The organism is Mesorhizobium kowhaii (assembly GCF_042431665.1).
GTDB lineage: Bacteria > Pseudomonadota > Alphaproteobacteria > Rhizobiales > Rhizobiaceae > Mesorhizobium > Mesorhizobium kowhaii.
In genome coordinates this window covers 137670-155453 of record NZ_JBHLYT010000017.1, presented here as the reverse complement: position 1 = coordinate 155453, position 17784 = coordinate 137670, and the positions used below count along the sequence as shown (strand labels likewise).

At 58.6% G+C, this 17784-nt stretch carries 15 protein-coding genes; 7 read left to right on the top strand and 8 right to left on the bottom strand.

Translation table 11 applies throughout. The annotated features are described in order from the left end of the window. Window positions 1-18 precede the first annotated feature (18 nt). Window positions 19-402: a hypothetical protein gene (locus tag ACFFNA_RS14235; RefSeq protein ID WP_378919122.1), complete on the top strand. Its 384-nt coding sequence runs from the start codon at window positions 19-21 to the stop codon at window positions 400-402. A 652-nt stretch (window positions 403-1054) separates the two neighbouring features. On the opposite strand, the gene ACFFNA_RS14230 is transcribed toward ACFFNA_RS14235, so the two are convergent. Beyond that, window positions 1055-1450 carry a hypothetical protein gene (locus tag ACFFNA_RS14230; protein WP_378919120.1) on the bottom strand — a complete coding sequence of 132 codons (396 nt, stop codon included), beginning with the start codon at window positions 1448-1450 and terminating at the stop codon, window positions 1055-1057. A gap of 370 nt (window positions 1451-1820) precedes the next feature. Here ACFFNA_RS14230 and ACFFNA_RS14225 point away from each other — a divergent pair, with 370 nt between their 5' ends. The 3 genes from ACFFNA_RS14225 (at window position 1821) to ACFFNA_RS14215 (ending at window position 4032) form a co-directional block, all read left to right on the top strand. Further along, on the top strand, window positions 1821-2144 hold the full coding sequence (locus tag ACFFNA_RS14225) for a hypothetical protein (RefSeq protein ID WP_136618680.1): 324 nt from the start codon (window positions 1821-1823) through the stop codon (window positions 2142-2144). A gap of 1155 nt (window positions 2145-3299) precedes the next feature. Beyond that, window positions 3300-3635 carry an ATP-dependent DNA ligase gene (locus ACFFNA_RS14220; protein WP_378919118.1) on the top strand — a complete coding sequence of 112 codons (336 nt, stop codon included), beginning with the start codon at window positions 3300-3302 and terminating at the stop codon, window positions 3633-3635. 31 nt (window positions 3636-3666) lie between these two features. After that, a complete protein-coding gene (locus ACFFNA_RS14215) occupies window positions 3667-4032 on the top strand; it encodes a hypothetical protein (RefSeq protein ID WP_378919116.1) in 366 nt (121 codons plus the stop codon). A gap of 12 nt (window positions 4033-4044) precedes the next feature. Here ACFFNA_RS14215 and ACFFNA_RS14210 read toward each other — a convergent pair whose 3' ends face one another. The 6 genes from ACFFNA_RS14210 to adhP form a co-directional block, all read right to left on the bottom strand. Next, complete coding sequence (locus ACFFNA_RS14210; RefSeq protein ID WP_378919114.1) at window positions 4045-5160, bottom strand: Fic family protein; 1116 nt, start codon at window positions 5158-5160, stop codon at window positions 4045-4047. Window positions 5161-5498: 338 nt separating this feature from the next. After that, window positions 5499-8348 (bottom strand): PAS domain S-box protein, encoded by a 2850-nt coding sequence (locus ACFFNA_RS14205; RefSeq protein ID WP_378919113.1) that lies wholly within the window; start codon window positions 8346-8348, stop codon window positions 5499-5501. A gap of 23 nt (window positions 8349-8371) precedes the next feature. Continuing rightward, the gene (locus ACFFNA_RS14200; protein ID WP_378919111.1) at window positions 8372-8734 is read right to left on the bottom strand and encodes a response regulator; all 363 of its coding nucleotides are present in this window, start codon (window positions 8732-8734) and stop codon (window positions 8372-8374) included. An 863-nt stretch (window positions 8735-9597) separates the two neighbouring features. Continuing rightward, window positions 9598-10281, bottom strand: a complete 684-nt coding sequence (locus ACFFNA_RS14195) for a BBE domain-containing protein (RefSeq protein WP_378919109.1) — start codon at window positions 10279-10281, stop codon at window positions 9598-9600. Further along, window positions 10278-10874: a potassium channel family protein gene (locus tag ACFFNA_RS14190; RefSeq protein ID WP_378919107.1), complete on the bottom strand. Its 597-nt coding sequence runs from the start codon at window positions 10872-10874 to the stop codon at window positions 10278-10280. The genes ACFFNA_RS14195 and ACFFNA_RS14190 overlap by 4 nt, the downstream gene beginning before the upstream one ends. Next, entirely contained in the window at window positions 10867-11940 is a 1074-nt protein-coding gene (gene adhP / locus ACFFNA_RS14185) for an alcohol dehydrogenase AdhP (protein ID WP_378919105.1), read from the bottom strand. The genes ACFFNA_RS14190 and adhP overlap by 8 nt, the downstream gene beginning before the upstream one ends. A 148-nt stretch (window positions 11941-12088) precedes the next feature. On the opposite strand from adhP, the gene ACFFNA_RS14180 reads away from it, so the two are divergent. Further along, the gene (locus tag ACFFNA_RS14180; RefSeq protein WP_378919103.1) at window positions 12089-13609 is read left to right on the top strand and encodes an aldehyde dehydrogenase family protein; all 1521 of its coding nucleotides are present in this window, start codon (window positions 12089-12091) and stop codon (window positions 13607-13609) included. A gap of 820 nt (window positions 13610-14429) precedes the next feature. On the opposite strand, the gene ACFFNA_RS14175 is transcribed toward ACFFNA_RS14180, so the two are convergent. Further along, complete coding sequence (locus ACFFNA_RS14175; RefSeq protein WP_378919101.1) at window positions 14430-15428, bottom strand: LacI family DNA-binding transcriptional regulator; 999 nt, start codon at window positions 15426-15428, stop codon at window positions 14430-14432. A gap of 209 nt (window positions 15429-15637) precedes the next feature. Between ACFFNA_RS14175 and ACFFNA_RS14170 the strand changes: the two genes are divergently transcribed. Next, window positions 15638-16681 (top strand): ABC transporter substrate-binding protein, encoded by a 1044-nt coding sequence (locus ACFFNA_RS14170; RefSeq protein ID WP_258589851.1) that lies wholly within the window; start codon window positions 15638-15640, stop codon window positions 16679-16681. Between the two features lie 63 nt (window positions 16682-16744). Then, window positions 16745-17782 (top strand): ABC transporter ATP-binding protein, encoded by a 1038-nt coding sequence (locus ACFFNA_RS14165; protein WP_378919099.1) that lies wholly within the window; start codon window positions 16745-16747, stop codon window positions 17780-17782. The last annotated feature ends 2 nt before the right edge of the window (window positions 17783-17784 follow it).

Below are 17784 nucleotides of genomic sequence, written 5' to 3'. Positions count from 1 at the left end.
CTGGAGGGCCGCTCCTGTTTGCTGCCAGCAGTACGGACCCAAGATGCGAGCACAGTGGCGAGCGAGTGCCCGGCGGCGCTGGCGGCATTCAGTGCAGCCGCCAGCTTTTGGCGGAGGGGGCCGGGAACATTATTTCTCGCGAACGCGTTTATGATCTCGAAAGGGACGGTTTTCCTCTGGAGGCTGAACATGCACAGCTTCGAAATGATTGATCTGCTTTGCGTGGTCGAGGCCTGCAAATGCGATCGCGCGGTCGGGAATTTCGTGTCGATGGCTGAGGGCGTGGAAGAGTTGAGGGTGCTGACCGGCGATTTCATGTCATCGGACGACGTGGTGGCGAACGCCGTCTCGACGGTAGCTCTTGCGCGAGGCTGCTCGGTTTTGTTCGACGAACGGTGCTGAAATCCTTTCCTCACCAATCGTAGCGGCCCGACAGCCAGGGGGCTTGGCGGGCGGGCTGGCGGGCCTAACCGGCGAGGTTGGGGAAGTACACGCCGGCTAGAAGCAAACATCCGCCCTACCTGACGAAGCAGCATCATTCGAACTGTGGGGCGTTTCCCTGCGGTCGCGATTGGCTAAAATAGCGGAACCATCGAGAAGGCGTTTGAGTGTGGCTGCGTCACCGGTCTTCGCGGCCACTACAACTGGAGGCGGACCCTCGTCTGCGCGAGCCGGCCGGCTTGAAGACCCGAGAAAGCAGGCCACGCACAGAATGGCCAGTAGCAAAGACCTGGTTTTGCCGGCCGACCTGAACATGCGCCCTTGACTCTCAGCGGAAGGAACGGTAGCGCCCGTCATCGAGCCTCACCCTTCGCCTCCGGAGCGTAACTTGCGAAGTCGTGGAGAGGAAGGTAAGTTTCTACAGCGTGGCCGCGATTGGCGCCGTCCTACCCGCATCGGTTTGCTTGGATGGTACCGAGTTGGCGAAGGGCGACATGACACGCTACGTGGCCTGCTGACTTAAGTGGGCCACAGCCCTTAAGGTCGTGGCTTTCAGCCATACTGATTAAGCGGTCAAGCGCTGTCGGCACCTGGCTGTGGGAAGCATTTCAGGCTATTTGCTGATCGGCGGCAGATCGACGCCTGAATTGGTGCAGAATTTTACAAGATCGTCGGTTTCTGATTGATTTTCAGGCATTGTGATAATGTCGAAGGCTGGGAGATATTTTGTCTCGCTGTCGGCGCTATCGAACTGGCCCCTATAGGCAGTCTCGCCGGAATACCCGGCAAAGCCGCTCTTTGCATTGTACCTGCCGCAAACCATGATTGATCCGGTTGAAGTCGTAATGGCACCGGGTTTACCGAATGATACGTTCGTTTGGTCTTTCAGCAGGGATTTTACGGTCTGCTCGACGACTCCGATTTGATCGGCGGTCAGTTGAATCGGCTTTGCCTCGGTAGCAACAATGCCAAGTGCCAGAAAACCTATCGTCAAGATGCTGAAGTGCAACGGTTTCATTCCCAATCTAACCGTCTTTTCCCAATAGTCACAAGCCTATCTGACAACGAGAACAGCGAAGTGGCGGGGAAGAAGGCCGGTGTGATTGCATGGTCGCGTGATGCGAACCCGTCGCTTGGAGAATACCGCGAGCCGACGACGTCTTTGTGGTGGCGATGTGCCGGACGTGGATACCGGACTGCACGACCGGATGGTCATCGACAAGAAACACGCGGCGAGGGGGCCATTGGGTCATCGTACGCTCACCCCGGCTCGCTGGGACGCCGCGGCCTAAGTCGCCAAGTCCACGATATCGAGCGGCCATCTTTCTGAATGAGGCGTACGATGATCCGTGACGATTCGACAGTAAGGGAGGAACAAAATGCCAATCGGAGCAGCAGTGGAGTACCTGCATAAGTTGCGCAGAGAGGCGATCCATGCGGAAGCGGGCAATGTAAAAGGGCTCACGCGTCATTTGCAGATGAACATTGGGAAGTCGCGGGATCTTTTGGAAACGACGGAGGCCACGGATGCCGCTCTGGCTCACCTTCTGGGGACGGGGAACGCGCTTATTTGGGAGCTTGCGCCTATTTCAAAACAGACCGCTGAGCTAAGGAAAGACAAGATTGCTGATTTAAGGCACGCCTTTGAAACGGCGTTAAACATCGCTGTTGAGGAGGTTAGAAAGGCGAAGCCAAAAGCCTAGGCCGCGCTCTGCTTCCAAAGCTCACACTGGCCGGAGTTCAAACCTGGGTCGGCCAACCAACATCGATGTCAATTGCGACCAGGCCGTCTTCGTCTGTGCTGCCGTAATCTGGGTGGGGTGCTCATTCGGAGGCCTTGTCTGGTTTGCCACTGAATACGAGAACATACGAAGGATATGGCTGGGCGAACCGTCCGCTAACTGATTGTTTTTGTTGAAAAGACCACGTCTCTCCGGGCCCACCACGGCTAAGCCGCGTCGCGATGGCTGTCTCTACACATCATCAAGACAAAACTTGTGAACTCAAGGCTACTTCTGAGTAGGGCGCTCCGTTGATTTCATTGTGATATTCCGCCAGAGGGCGCTACCATCGAGGGGATATTTAGTATACTTTTCAGTGAGTTAACCAGAATTTGGTAGCGGGAGAGCGCTACCGCCTTTCCCCCCACTCATCAGATCGGCAGTTCCTGCTCCGTTGTCTTGGATGAGGATCCATTAGGCACCTCTACTCAAGATAGGTATCTTAACTCAAAGGCAGGTGCCGGCTGTTCGCGCTTACAACCGACACCGGGACTTAAACGCCCCGGCAGTATGAAACAGAAACCGTACATGGTTTCCGCGAAAACTCGATATGCAGCACCGGGTCGGGAGCGGCATCTACAAAAGTGAAAAGTGAGAGCCGAGGAAGACGAGGAACTGACCGGTGGTCAGGGGGATTCTCAGGATGGGCCCGTCCTCGCCCCGGTCTTGGATCGGCAAGCCTATCACGCAAGGATGGCCGTTTAGCACGTTCTTCCAAATCGTCGGGAAATCCGCGCCCTTGGTCCTCTCCGCATTGCACGCCTGGAGGAGATCCGTAACGACTCGGTCATGGGATGCGAATCTACATGCATCGACGGGAATGAATTTGATCGAGATCAATTTGAGACAAACGCGCGCTGGCGGGCTCTCTTAGGTTCAGGAGGAGTGGCCGATCCCCGACGTTCTCCTCGATCCGCAAAAAGCCCGCGCCATGGAGGGACCAATGACGCGGGCCGGCTGGGGTTTGACCCACCAGCCTGCGCCGGATGCCAGTGACAACATCCGAGCGGGAACTCAACTATTCGAAACAGCTAATGTTCCGTCCGGGCGGTTCCGGAATTTTGTCGCCGGATTACAGTGGGCTTTTCATTTCGGGAACCATTTAAGCGCAAGCTAATTGAATCGTCGTGTTGCGGGTGGGTTCATGAGTTTGTGGTTTATAGAGCCGTTGATGCCGACCCTTGTGGAGAGCCTCCAGAGGGCGACGGTTGGATTCACGAGGTGAAGTTCGACGGCTACCGCTCCCAGATCGTCAGGGATGCCGAGAGTGTTCGGATCTTCACGCGACGAGGCCTCGATTGGACCGCTAAATTCCGCGATATCACTGAGGCTGCCAAAGGTCTGAACGCTCAGTGCGCCATCATTGACGGCGAGGTGATCGTCACCAATGAGGCTGGACTGTCCGACTTCTAGGCGCTGCGCGGAGCCATCACGCGGCGTCAGCATGGCCGTCCTCGACCTCGATGAAGCGGGGTTGGTGGAAGAATCAGCCGAGCTTCGCTCAGAGGCTTTCTGGCCAACCTCGGGGCTATTCGTCGAGTTCGATCGGCATTTTCTCGACTTAGACAATGAGCAAGATGCCATTGCGATTGCGAACTGGGTTGTCAGCAACGGGGTCGCGACTATCGCGATTGATGATTTGTCGAAGAGCTTTCCGGATTGGGCCCCGAGACGCTTGAATAGCGCGCTAAATTTTCTCGAGGGAGGTGCGTTGATCGATGCTCGGCACTTTATCAATCAGAAGTCGTGGGTGATGCATTCCCTGACGGTGACCGATCGCACGCGGCGTTTCGTGCGAGATCATGGATAGGGAGTAGAAGACCTATCTAGCAGAATCCGAAACTTGGAGTGCGTAGTGCGTGTGCCTACGCTCCCCGGTTTTTGTTAGCGCACCTTTGGCAACCAGATCCTGCAAGTCCCTTGTCGCTGTCGCGCGTGATGCCTGTGTGATAGCGATGTAATTCTCAGCACTGAGACCGCCCTTGAATCCGTCGATGCCTTCGCGGAACATTCGGGCGATAACCTTTTCCTGACGCTCGTTGAACTGATTCCGGTAGCGTTCGTAAAACTTGGCCTTGGCAACAGAGAATTCGACGCGGGCGAGCGTTACGCGCTGCGCTTCAAGGATTGTTTTGGCGAAGTAGAGCAGCCAACCCGTAACCGCGTTGCTCTTATTGCTGGCCTCCAGGCTGTCGTAATAGGCTTTGCGGTGGCGTTCGATTGTGTACGCCAAAGCGATGAGGCTCGGCTCACCCAGGTTTTGTGCCAACGCCTTTTCGCAAAGGGCACGCCCAATGCGGCCGTTGCCATCCTCGAACGGGTGAATGCTCTCGAAATAAAGATGCGCGATACCAGCACGCGTCAACGCCGGGAGCGGCGTCTTGCCTTTGGGCGAAGTATCGTTGAACCAGACGGCGAAGGCGTCCATTTCGGTTTTCACGCGCGCTGAAGGTGGCGCTTCGAAATGCACTTTGGGCTTATCCAGCCGATTGGAAACGATTTGCATGGCATCGGCATGCTGGCGATAGCTGCCGATGGTTTCGATACGCCGCTCACCCGACATCACCATCTTGTGCCAAGTGTAGAGGCTGCGATGCGAGAGCGCATCGGCAAAATGCAAATACACATCGACCATCATTTCAGCAATGCCGCGCTCGGCAGGGGGAATGCGCCTGGTCTCGCTGCCCAGACCAAGCTGCTGGCGCAGAGATGATTGTAGACTCTCGCGGTTCAGGTATTCCCCTTCGATCGCGGATGTCTTCAAGGCCTCTTCGCTGATAAGATCGATGCGGATTTGGTCGCCATCGTCGGAACCGACATGACGAAAGACGCCCAGGAACTCGCCCGATCGCAACAGGAACTCGCTTTCCAGCGGTTCCAATACCTTCTTATCGTAGGTAAAATGCTGCCAGTCAGCCTGCTCCCAATTCCATAGCATGAGTTATAGGGCACCTTTCTATAACTCATGGTGGCATAAATAATGAGCTATAGCAATCTTCGCTATGCCTCAGAGTCCTGTCGGATACGCAACCAATTCGCAAAAATGTCAGCGGGTTCGAGTCGGAAGAGCGCTACCGCCTTCCCCACACCAATTCGACTGCCGTTTCCGCCTGCGTTGTCTTGGATGAGGTCTCATTTTGAACTGGCACTTAGGCGTTCATAGCGATTGGGGTGCGGGGAAGTCCAGTATCCTCGAAATGATCGAGAGCGGCCTCGCGGACCAGGATGGTATCTCGGCGCCAATCGCAGACTTCGCTGATCTTTCCAACTGGCCGATCAAATGACCTCGACACGATCGAGATAGCTGGACAATTCGCTTACCCATTTCCGCGACGCTTCGGCGTCGGCGATTTCCGCCGCTTGTTCAAGGCCTGCGCCAATGTCTGTAATGGCTTGGAATCCGAACGCGCCACCGGATCCCCTCATATTGTGCCCCAGGATCAAGACCGCCTCGAAGTCAAACCGATCCAGAGCTTCAACCATCGCAATGGCGCCCTCCCGACAATTCCTGAGATAGGCGGGTGTGCGTTCCTTCAATCTTCGGTCCGCCCTTGAGGTCGTGCGCAGTGGCTCGCCATCCTTTTCCGACGACGCTGCCACCACGGAATAGTCCTTTATCGCTTGCAGCAGCACGTGCTGTTTGATGGGTTTGCTTAGATAGGCCGTGCACCCCGCCGCGAGACATGTCTCCCGATCGCCTTTCAGAGCGGAGGCCGTCAGGGCGATGATCGGTGTTGGCGCCCGATCATTCTCCTTTTCCCAGGCTCGAATGGTTCGCGTTGCGGTCAAACCGTCCATGAGCGGCATCTGTCGGTCCATCAGGACAAGATCGTAATGGCCCGCCATGAACATCTGGCAGGCCACTGCTCCCGTCTCGGCCACGTCGATCCGGTAGGGAGTGTCCTCGAGATAGGCGAGAGCAATCGTGCAATTGTCGGGTGAGTCCTCGGCGAGAAGGATCCGCAGGGCGGGCAGTGGTGCCTCTGACCCCATGCCGGCGGGCGTGGCCGCCGGCCGGTTGGCCTCAGCCCAAACCTCGAATGGGAGAGCAAAGCCGAACACGCTTCCCTTCCCGACTTCGCTTTCCACCCAGATGCGTCCACCCATCAACTCAACCAGGCGTTTCGAAATCGTGAGACCCAGCCCCGATCCACCGAATCTGCGGGTCGTCGATGAGTCGGCCTGCGTGAACCGTTCAAACACCTGCCCCAATTTCTCTGCTGCAATGCCTATACCGGTATCCGAAACGGTGAACCGCAATGCAGTTGGAACCAAGCGATCCCCACCCGGCTCAACCTTTAAAAATACCCGCCCCGCTTTGGTGAACTTGATCGCATTGCCAAGCAGGTTGAGGAGCACTTGCCGCAGCCGCGTCGGATCGCCGACCAGGCCATTGCTGACACTGGTTTCAATTTCGCACGCCAGCACTAGTCCTTTCTCATGGGCACGAGGCGCCACCATCTCGATCACCTTTTCCAGGTGGTCGCTCAACGAAAAGCCTGTTTGTTCCAGATCGAGTTGAGAGGCTTCAACCTTCGAGAGGTCCAGGATGTCGTTGATGAGGTTCAGCAAGTTGTCGCCGGAACGGCGGAAGATCTGCACGTACTTGTCTTGTTCGGGTGAAAGTGGGGTCTTTGCGAGGAGGTCGGCGATGCCCATGATTGCATTCATGGGCGTGCGGATCTCATGGCTCATGCTGGCAAGAAAATCTGATTTGGTTCTGCTCGCGCTTTCAGCTGCCGCCTTAGCTTGCTGCAGTTCCACTTCCACGCGCTTTCGTTCCGTGACGTCGCGCGCTGCGGCGAAGACGCCCTGCAACGTGCGGCCCCGATCGTAAAAGGTCGTGGCGTTATAGGACACGACGGTCTGTTTGCCGTCTCGGGCGCGAGCCGTAAGCTCGTAGTCGGTCACAGACTTTTCACTGAGCACACGTTTGATGCCCGCTTCCGCCCGCTCCGGATCCGTGAAGCAGTCCTTGAACGGCGCCCCGATCAATTCGTCACGGGTGCAGCCAGTGAGCGCCTCCGTCTGTTTGTTGACGTCCGTAATGATACCGGCCGGGTCGATCGTCATCAGGGCGTCGATGTTCGATTCGATCAGCGAGCGCGTATAGAATTGCTGATCGCGCAAACGCTGGTCGGACTTCTTTTGCTCTTCTTCGACCAGTTTGCGCGCGGTATTGTCGGTGCCGATCAGGAGGTATCCGATGATCCCGTTCTGTGCGTCGCGTAGCGCTGTGACTGACACCACTGCGGGGAAGCGCGTTCCATCCTTGCGGATGTAGGTCAGTTCGTAGATGTCCTCTATTCCGCGCGAGGCCTTGAACACCAGGGCCTCAAACCCCGGCTCGATCGTGGTCGCGAGTTCGATGCTCAAGGTCCGAGCGCGCAAGATTAGCTCCTGCGGATCGGAGATGTCGGCCGGCGTGATCGTGTTCATCATCTCGGCCGACGTGTAACCAAGCATCCGCTCGGCGCCTACATTGAAGATCTGAATCACACCTTTGGCGTCGGTGGCGATGCTGGAGAAGTTGGCGCTGTTGAAGATCGCGCTCTGCAACGCGCCTGCCTGGAGGAGCGCCTCTTCAGCCTCCTTGCGCGCGGTATTGTCGGTGCCGATCAAGAGGTATCCGATGATGCCGTCCTGCGCGTCGCGTAGCGCTGTGACTGACACCACTGCCGGAAACCGGCTTCCGTCTTTGCGAATATAGGTCAACTCATAGATGTCCTCGATTCCACGCGAGGCCTTGAACACCAGGGCCTCGAAGCCTGGCGTGATCGAAGTCGAAAGCTCCGCGCTCAAGGCTTGAGCGCGCGCAATCAACTCCTGCGGATCGGAGATGTCGGCCGGGGTGATCGTGTTCATCACTTCGGCAGCCGTGTAGCCAAGCATCCGCTCGGCGCCGACGTTGAAGATCTGAATCACACCTTTGGCGTCGGTGGCGATGCTGGAAAAGTTCGCACTGTTAAAGATCGCGCTCTGCAGGGCGCCCGCTTTAACAATGGACTCGTCCGTCTGATGATGTGCTGCGTTGTCAGGGGACAGGGCAAGTAGGTTCTCGATGTCCTTCTCCGTGGGTAAATTCGAGATCAGGTTTCCTAAAATTTTCGACCGCGACTCGTTCAAATGCTGAAAGCCACGAAGCCATGTTAGTGAAGAAGTTCTTCGACGGAATATTCAAGTTGAGCGGGAGAATAGGGCTTCTGAAGGAATTGCCCCCCGCCGACGAACATCTCTGTCATATCGGCGGTGAGAGGGCTGCCGGACGTGTATAGCACCCGCAATCCCGGCTGAAGCTTGATGGCCTGGTTCGCAACGTCGTATCCGCCGAGGGCCAAAGCACTGAGGCGGATATCGACAAATAGCGCGTCAATTTGTTGAGACGTCGACAGGTGCAAGAGTGCGGCGGCCAGATCGCCGGCCAGGAGGACGGTGTGACCCAGATCGCCAATTGTCCACTCGGCGGTTTGGCGAATAAATACCTCGTCTTCGACGATGAGGATAACGGCCATCAATGGGCCATGAGCGGCAAAATCGACATGTTTCCGGATATCCCCTGACTGCGGAGTACACAGCCAACACGAAACTCGCGCCTCGGGAAAAGGTTCCATGAGGTGTCGTATTATTGTTCGTGAGCGAAGGCTGCCGCCAAGCTTCGGTGCAAGAAAAGCGGGATCATGCCGCCGGCACGAAGAGTGTCTAATGCCATGGAGGTATCAACCGCAGCGATGTGCGAATGTGAGGGGATACGGGTGGGGCGCGAACGGCTTCGCCAGGGATCGGAAGGCCCTACGCGAGTATATTAGAATTCGGCGAACAACGACCTTATGTTAACGATCGGTCCTTGCCGATACATCCGTCCACCTGCTACCCTGGGATGGGGCTTGCTGAAGGCGAAATGCTAAACCGGACCGTAGCTTCCACCACACCTAACTCGCGGTACTTTAACTTTCTTATTTCTGACGACGTCATCGACGCCGTGCAGGGGTACGTCGGTTGCTGTGCTCCCGGACGCATCATTTCAACCTTTTCAGCAGTGCAGTCTGTGCGAGACAAAGTCCCCGACTGCGAGCTGTCTGACGACCAGATTGAGCGTTACGCCGTATTGTGCGCAGTCGACCAAGCACTCGCGGTCCATTTCGATCGGAGAGGAAGTCCACGGGATCCTTACTCAAGCCTAAGTAGGAGCCACTGGCATCTCGTCCCGATCTGGAAAACCAAGGTGCGGACGACATGGGGCACTTGCTGCGGTCGCGCGACGTCCATGTTAACCGCGCCTTCAAAATCCAATAAACCTTAAATAGGAATTTCCGAGGCGTGGAGGATCGTCGCGCTACATCGCCGGTGAGATATTATGATTGACCCGGAAGAGGTTCTACGGGTCGTGTTTCCGCTTCAGGGTGGCGAGCCGCGGAAAGTTATCACCGAACGTCGCCTTAAGGCGCGCTTCGCCCTCGTCGTCCATCATGAAATTGGGGTAGGCGCCTGCGAGATTGTAAGGATGCACGCCCGTCCAGTAGTCACGCGTCCACTGCTTGAGCGCCGGCGCCTGCGCGGCATCGGAGCCCACGCGGACGATCACCATCGACCAGAGGGCATCGCGCATATTCCAGGCTTGGGCGTCCGTCTTGCGGCGGTTCACCGCACCGTCGATCGGATAGAGATGCATCGCTGATATTACGCCGGCGAAGGGAGCGGCCGGCTTGACGACAATCGTCCCGGCGGACGCGACCCGAACTAGCGGGTCGACCAGATAGCTGAACCTGGAGGAGAAGTTGGCGCGATAGGCGAGGCTGGCGGTGCTGTTGGGACCGCCCGTGTCGAAAATGGAGAAGGCCTTGAGCTTTTCGGAGACCTGCTCGACCGCGTCGGCCAGCGGATTCTTCGCGTTGCTGACGCGGCCGGCCGACCGTGCGCCGCCGATGATATGCGGCTCGATGCCGAAATGTCCACGCGCATAGGAAAGCGCGTGAACGCCCGTCATGCTTGCGGCCGAGCCGATGATGTTGACATATGCGACGACTGGCCCGAGCATCCCGAGAACGGGCGCGGTGATCATCCCCAGATGGGCTCCATAGTTGGCGAGCCATGCGCCGGATGCGCGTTCCCACCGCAATCAGGTAGGCCGTCGACCAGACAATGAGCAGAAATCCGCTCACTCCCTCCAGTGCCGCCAGCACGCGCCATTGCGTGGACGGGTACGACGTCGCCATAGCCGATCGTCGAAAAGGTAATGGTCGAAAAGTACGGTGCGGTCTCGAAGTTGGCGAAGATATCAAGCAGCCGGTACAGTCCCGCCCAGTGCAAGATCTCGGTTGTCATGACGGCGAAGGGCCCTATCACCATGCTGATCATTGCGAGCGTGCGGCTGTAACGCCCGCGCATGCGAAACCGCGCCACAAGATATCCCATCGCATGCGTAACGGTGATCAGGCCAAACGTATGGACCAGGACCGTCTGCCGGCGAGCTTGCCGTGGCGGGCTTGAAGGACGCTGCTCGATTAGCCAACGGGGATACAGGACGAGATCGTCCGCGCCGGTGGTCTGGCGCGGACGCTCAGAAGGAAAACGCTTTTTGGTAGCGCAGTTCCACTCGCCATGGGCCTCGTCAGGCAAAGGTGGCCGAGAGGCGCGGCCACCTGACTCAGGCATATGCGGCTTCGGTCTTCCTCGCGCTCGTCTCTATCGGCGCGGTGAGGTCCAGAACCACGCGGCCTTCGATCTTACCCGCCTTGAGCCGCGCGAGGATCGCGTTGATGTCGCTCAACGGCGCCTTGGTGATTTCAGCGTGCACCTTGCCCTCGGCCGCGAAGGCAATGGCCTCGTCGAGATCGCGTCGTGTACCGACGATGGATCCGCGCAGGGTGATGCGCTTCAGTACGACGTCAAAGATCGGGGTCGGGAATTCTCCTGCCGGAAGACCGACCAGGACGACTGTACCCTTGCGGCGCACCATGTGTACCGCCTGGGAGAAGGCCGGTGGCGAGACGGCCGTCACCAGGATGCCGTGGGCGCCGCCGCCCGTCGCCTTGAGGACATCGGCCACTGCGTTTGGCGAGCGGGCGTCGATGGCCACGTCCGCTCCGGTCGCGCGCGCCAGAGCGAGCTTGTCCGGTGTCACGTCGAGCGCCACGACCTTGAAACCCATCGCCTTGGCATACTGGATCGCCACATGGCCGAGACCGCCGATGCCTGAAATCGCTACCCATTCGCCCGGACGTGCCTCGGTCTCCTTCAACCCCTTGTAGGTCGTGACGCCAGCGCACAGGATTGGCGCCATCTGGGCGAAATCGACACCGGCTGGGAGTCGCGCAGTGAAGGCCGCAGAAGCGATGACATATTCGGCGAAGCCGCCATCGCAGCTATAGCCGGTATCGTGCTGATGCTCGCACAGCGTCTCCCAACCGGTCTCGCAATATTCGCAACTCAGGCAGGCGTCGTGCAGCCAGGCTACGCCGACCGGATCGCCCTCCTTGAAATCGGTCACACCCGGCCCGAGCGCGGCCACGATGCCCGCTACCTCGTGGCCGGGGATGAAGGGCAGCACAGGCTTGACCGGCCAGTCACCGGAGGCGGCATGCAGGTCCGTATGGCACACACCGCAGGCGATAACCTTGACCAGGAGTTCACCTGGCCCCGGCACGGGGACCGGCACATCCTCGATCGTAAGCGGCTTGCCGAATGCCCGTACGACGGCGGCCTTCATCGTCTTGACCATGGGTCCAACTCCTTTGTCGATGAAGGCAAACTAGGCACTGGGGCGGAAGGTGCTTTGACCGAAATCAATGTGCGTCTTGGGGCAGGGCATAAAGCTGGGGTTTCCGTGGCCTTGGAATGTTCCCGGGCATCAAGACAAGGAAATTGCCATGTCCCAGCACGCCCTCGAACTCGTCCGCTCCAAGGGAAATATTCCAGCCCGCTATGGCAACTTCATCGGTGGAAAATGGGTCGCGCCTTTGGACGGGCAGTATTTCACAGACTACAGCCCAATCAACGGCCAACGCCTCGTCGAGGTGGCGAAGTCGACGCCTGCGGACGTGGAAGCGGCGCTCGATGCAGCCTACAAGGCCAAGGACGGATGGGCGCGCCTGTCGCCGGCCGAGCGGTCGCGGCTGCTCAACAAGGTCGCCGATCGGATGGAGGAGAATCTCGAGCTGCTGGCGATGGCCGAAACGCTGGACAACGGCAAGCCGATCCGCGAGACGCGGGGTGCCGACGTGCCGCTTGCTATCGATCATTTCCGGTACTTCGCTGGTTGTATTCGTGCCGATGAAGGCTCCATTTCCACAATTGATGACGACACTGTCGCCTATCACTTCAAGGAGCCGCTGGGTGTCGTCGGCCAGATCATTCCCTGGAACTTCCCGCTGCTGATGGCGGCCTGGAAGATTGCCCCGGCGCTTGCCGCCGGCAATTGCACGGTGATCAAGCCGGCCTCCAACACGCCGCTGACGCTGTTGATCCTCGCCAATCTTACCGCGGATATCCTGCCGCCCGGCGTGCTCAACGTCATCATTGGTCCGGGTGCGTCGGTCGGGCGGGCGATCGCCGCCAATCCGCGCATTTCAAAAGTGTCGTTCACCGGCGAGACGACGACTGGAAGGCAGATCATGGGGTATGCGGCCGAGCACCTGATTCCGCAGACCATGGAATTGGGCGGCAAGTCGCCAAACATCTTCATGGCTGACGTGATGGATGCCGACGACGAATTCCTCGACAAGGCGCTTGAAGGCTTCGCGCTTTTTGCTTTCAACAAGGGCGAGGTCTGCACCTGCCCTTCGCGGGCGCTCGTCCAGGAATCGATCTTCGACAAATTCATGGAGCGCGCGGTGGCCCGCGTCGCAAAGATCAAGGTCGGCGATCCGCTCGATGCCGCGACGCAGATGGGTGCGCAAGCCTCCGAGGATCAGTTGACCAAGATCCTGGACTATATCGAGATCGGCAAGCAGGAGGGCGCCAAATGCCTGACTGGCGGCGAGCGCGCCCATCTCGGTGGCGACCTGGACAAGGGCTACTTCCTGAAGCCGACCGTGTTCACCGGCGACAACAGCATGCGGATATTTCAAGAGGAGATTTTCGGTCCGGTCCTGTCGGTCACGACGTTCAAGACCGTCGAAGATGCGATCCGCATCGGCAATGATACCGTTTACGGTCTGGGCGCCGGCGTCTGGTCGCGCAATGGTAACGACGCCTACAGGGTAGGGCGCGGCATCCAGGCCGGGCGGGTGTGGACCAATTGCTATCACGCCTATCCCGCCCATGCCGCCTTCGGGGGCTACAAGGCTTCCGGTTTCGGGCGGGAAAACCACAAGATGATGCTCGACCACTATCAGCAGACAAAGAATCTACTGGTCAGCTACTCGACCAAAGCGCTGGGGTTTTTCTGAGCCTTGGCTTTTGGGAGATGGCGCTGGGATGCGCCATCGTCTCTCCGCAGGACCATAGGCGCAGCGCACGCGTTCATGGGATCGGCTTCTCTGGTGTCGAAATCACCTCCCACCAATTGATGCCGCTCAAGGCAAGGGTCAACCGGCTTTCGTGTGCACCCCGTGTGCAGTGAGCGGCGTGATATGCTAAATGGCCTTCAGTTTGCGTCGGCATAATCGTAAATTCGGTTACGTTCGGCTGCGCGCTTTTTTCCAAATTGCTCAGTCAATCCAACGAGGTATTGGACGGACTGAGGCATAAAAAAGATAATGAAATTAGTATGTTAGGACACAAAGTTGCCATTGCACCTATGATGGATGGGGCAGATACCTAAATATAATCAGTTAGTTACGAGATGCTGTGTGCAAAAATCGCACACGAAAGTTCTGCTTCTCTTCTTTTTTCGTTCCCACGACGGAGCCACCGACAGCCCTTCTCGGACGCTCTTCTGCCGAAGATATTGACCGCTCCAATGCGGATGTTCGCTGGGATATCCGTGAGCCTCATTGTCCGCTGCGGCGTCCAGTTTGCCTGGGGTTCCTGGAAGCTTTTCGAACTTTCTGGGTCGTGCCTCCGCCCGAATTGCGTTTGCTTATGAGACAAATAGGGACATTGGATCCGGTTTGAGGAAAAATTTGAAGAGGCATCGAATTTCTGGCGCGCGTGCCCTCCCTTGTTGTGAACGTCAGCACGAGCCCTACGCTGGAGGTTACTATTTGACCTTGATGGCGACCTTGCCCTTGACGCGTCCTGTCTCAAGTTCGACCTCTTCCGGTCTGACTATTCCCCAGGGTCGAATTGACCTTTGAACAAGATTTTCTCCACCGGTCCGACCGGATTTGTGATCCGCCTCTCGAGCACTTCGACGAGCATACGTCCGACCCCGGTCATGTCGACGGAATGAACGTCAATTCTCGCCGGCAGAAAGCGTGCCAGCCGCGTGCTGTCACGACTGACAATGTGGACGTCGCTCCCCGGCACAAGACCTCTTTTGCCAAGAACGTGCAATGCCCCGAGAAGGCCCAGTTCGTTGGCGCACGCCAAGCCAGTTGGCGGATCTGACGACCCCAGCAGGCGATCGAACCAGTCCGCGCTGGATTCCATCGTGAATGTGCCGTGGCCGATCAGCGATTGGTCGACTGGAATGCCTGCTTCGGCCATGGCCTTTCCATAGCCTGAAAGGCGCATGGCGCTCGCCTGATCCTTCGGCACGAGGAGTTGCAGGGCAACGCGTCGGCATCCTTTGTCTAGAAGCCGCCGGGCGGCATCGTAGGCGATCTGCTCATTGTCGATGTCGACATAGGGATAGGCGATGTCCAGATCGGTTCTTCCAAACGCGACGAACGGTATGCCTCGATCGAGCAGCAGCTTGACGCGAGGATCGCCCGAGACCATGCGCGTGATGATCAGGCCGTCTGCACTGCGCGCCAGGAGCAGTTGCTCTACACTTGCGACGGGATCGTCGTCGGGCGTGGTGGAATAGATCGACAGACTATAACCCGCTTGCCGCGCCGCCAGCGTCATGCCTTCGATCAGAGGAAGCTTTGCCAGATCGGACAGGTGTTCGATTGTCTCCATCGGGAGCACTGCCGTCAGCGTCAGGGTCCGTCCGGTTCTGAGCGCGCGGCCGTGATGATCCGGTACATAGCCGACCCGCGCCGCCACCTCCTTGACGCGCGCGATGGTCAAGGGATGCACTTCCGGGCCATCTTTCAGTGCGCGCGACACGGTGGTCACCGAAAGGGAAAGTTCCGCCGCGATCTGTTTCAGATTGGCCATGTCGCCCGACTTTGTTTGCGAAAACGCCGGCTGATTTGCTTGGCATCGTAACGTTACCGGATTCGACCCAGCGGTCAAATCCGGACTCACGGCAAACCAAAACCTGCTCGAATACCACTTGACTCTTAACTCTTTCGAGGCAATCGTAACGTTACGATTGCAAAAAAGATCGACATAAATAACATCGCACGACCCTGAGAGGAGAACACATGTCCTGGCTACCACGCGTTTTTCTGACGGCAATCGCAGTCTCGGCTGCAATGCCCGCCTCTGCCCAAACAGTCACCATCACGACGGCAGGCGGGGACTATGGCAACGCCATTAAGGAGGCTATGTGGGCACCCGCTGCAAAAGAGCTGGGTTATGAGGTCCGCGAGGAGACACAGAGCGACGGCCTGGCCGCTCTGAAGATGCAGGTTACCGCAGGTGCGGTCACCACGGACATCATCCACCTCGGCTCGCCGGAAGGCGCGCAGGCTGCCGCGCAGTCGCTGCTGGAGCCGCTCGACTACAAGATCATCGATCCCAAATCCGTGCCGGCCGGCGCAAAGTCCGACTACTGCTATCCATTCGACTCCTATGGCACCGTGATGTCATGGAGCACCAAGACCTATGGCGAAAACCCGCCGAAGACCTGGGCGGAATTCTGGGACGCCGCCAAATTCCCGGGCCGGCGAGCGCTGCGCGCCAATGCGCAGGACTTGATCGAAATCGCGCTGCTCTCCGATGGCGTGGCGCCGGCGGACGTCTATCCCACGCTCAGCACGCCGGACGGCCTGGAGCGCGCCATCAAGCGGCTCGAAGCGATCAAGCCGAATGTCTCGGTCTGGTGGACCTCGGGAGCCCAATCCGCGCAATTGCTGAAGGACGGCGAGGCTGATCTGGTCGTCACATGGAACGGACGAGCGCAGACGGTGAAAGCAGATGGCGGCGCGGCCGACTACACGTTCAAGGGTTCCGTCGTCGGCACGGACTGCCTTGGGGTGCCGAAGGGAGCGCCGAACAAGGAAGCGGCCATGAAGCTCATCGCCGCCATGACTCAGCCCGCGCGCGTGGCGAAGCTGACCGATTTCATTGCATACGGCCCGGTCAACCCCGCCGCGTATGAGGGGGGCCTCATCCCGAAAGACCGCCTGAAGACCCTGGCGACCGCGCCTGAAAACGCTGGCACGTCGGTGTACTCGAATGCCGACTGGTGGCTCAAGAACGGCGAGGTCGCTCAAAAGGCCTTCGATGAAATGATGAACCGCTAAGGCCCGATTCGTCAGCCTGGAGCATGATCCCGAAAAGTGAATTCGGTCTCGCTGGAGTCTGTGATGAAGTCGTTCCCGATCACCATCGACAGCGTGCGCAAGGCCTACGGGTCCTTCGTCGCGCTGGACGATGTCTCGCTCGACATTCGCGCTGGCGAGTTCCTCACCCTTTTGGGGCCTTCCGGATCGGGCAAGACCACGATGCTCATGGCCCTGGCTGGTTTTGTCCGGCCCGATCGAGGTAAACTCCTGCTGGGGGATCGGGACATCACCCGCCTGGCCCCCAACAAGCGCGACATCGGCATAGTGTTCCAGAACTATGCGCTGTTTCCCCATATGAACGTCCTGGCCAATGTCGAGTATCCGTTGGCGCTGCGCAAGACACCGAAAGCCGAAGCCCGTCAGCGGGCCCTCGGCGCCTTGGCTCGCGTGAAACTGGAAGGTCTGTCTGAGCGCAACATTGCCGCCCTGTCCGGTGGCCAGCGCCAGAGGGTGGCGCTGGCGCGGGCCATTGTCTTCGAACCGCGCGTGATGTTGATGGACGAGCCGCTGTCGGCGCTCGACAAGAATCTGCGCGAGACCATGCAGCATGAGATCCGGCGGCTTCACGATGATCTGGGGGTCACCACGATCTATGTAACGCACGACCAGCGCGAAGCGTTGACCATGTCCGACCGGGTCGCGGTGATGAATTCCGGCCGCATCGAGCAAATCGACCCGCCGCAGCGAATTTACGATCGTCCATCGACCCGCTTCGTCGCGGAATTCATGGGCGAGGCCAACATCATGGCGCCGGGTGCAGTGCGCAAAATCGGCGGCGCTGACGCGTCACGCGAGACCCTGGTGATCCGCGCGGAAAGCTTCCATATGGATGCGAAGCTGGTCGGGCAAGACGGCGTGGCGCTCGAGGGAACGTTGCGCGCCAAGGCATTTCGCGGCGAAAACTGGCTTCTCACTCTGGCGCTTGACGGTGGTCAAGAGGTTCTTGCCAGTATTCCGGCAACGCTGGCCGCCGGCTGCGCCGAACTTGTCACCGGCCAGCGGGTGACCGCGTATGCGCCAGCGGAGAAGGTACATGCGCTACCGGGAGCAGGAGCGTGACC

What these genes read in the sequence shown, in the direction of transcription:
- ACFFNA_RS14225 (WP_136618680.1), top strand. Translation starts at nt 1,821, where the DNA reads ATGCCAATCGGAGCAGCAGTGGAGTACCTGCATAAGTTGCGCAGAGAG.
- ACFFNA_RS14215 (WP_378919116.1), top strand. Translation starts at nt 3,667, where the DNA reads ATGGCCGTCCTCGACCTCGATGAAGCGGGGTTGGTGGAAGAATCAGCC.
- ACFFNA_RS14210 (WP_378919114.1), bottom strand. Translation starts at nt 5,160, where the DNA reads ATGCTATGGAATTGGGAGCAGGCTGACTGGCAGCATTTTACCTACGAT.
- ACFFNA_RS14200 (WP_378919111.1), bottom strand. Translation starts at nt 8,734, where the DNA reads ATGGCCGTTATCCTCATCGTCGAAGACGAGGTATTTATTCGCCAAACC.
- ACFFNA_RS14195 (WP_378919109.1), bottom strand. Translation starts at nt 10,281, where the DNA reads ATGATCACCGCGCCCGTTCTCGGGATGCTCGGGCCAGTCGTCGCATAT.
- ACFFNA_RS14190 (WP_378919107.1), bottom strand. Translation starts at nt 10,874, where the DNA reads ATGCCTGAGTCAGGTGGCCGCGCCTCTCGGCCACCTTTGCCTGACGAG.
- adhP (WP_378919105.1), bottom strand. Translation starts at nt 11,940, where the DNA reads ATGGTCAAGACGATGAAGGCCGCCGTCGTACGGGCATTCGGCAAGCCG.
- ACFFNA_RS14180 (WP_378919103.1), top strand. Translation starts at nt 12,089, where the DNA reads ATGTCCCAGCACGCCCTCGAACTCGTCCGCTCCAAGGGAAATATTCCA.
- ACFFNA_RS14175 (WP_378919101.1), bottom strand. Translation starts at nt 15,428, where the DNA reads ATGGCCAATCTGAAACAGATCGCGGCGGAACTTTCCCTTTCGGTGACC.
- ACFFNA_RS14170 (WP_258589851.1), top strand. Translation starts at nt 15,638, where the DNA reads ATGTCCTGGCTACCACGCGTTTTTCTGACGGCAATCGCAGTCTCGGCT.
- ACFFNA_RS14165 (WP_378919099.1), top strand. Translation starts at nt 16,745, where the DNA reads ATGAAGTCGTTCCCGATCACCATCGACAGCGTGCGCAAGGCCTACGGG.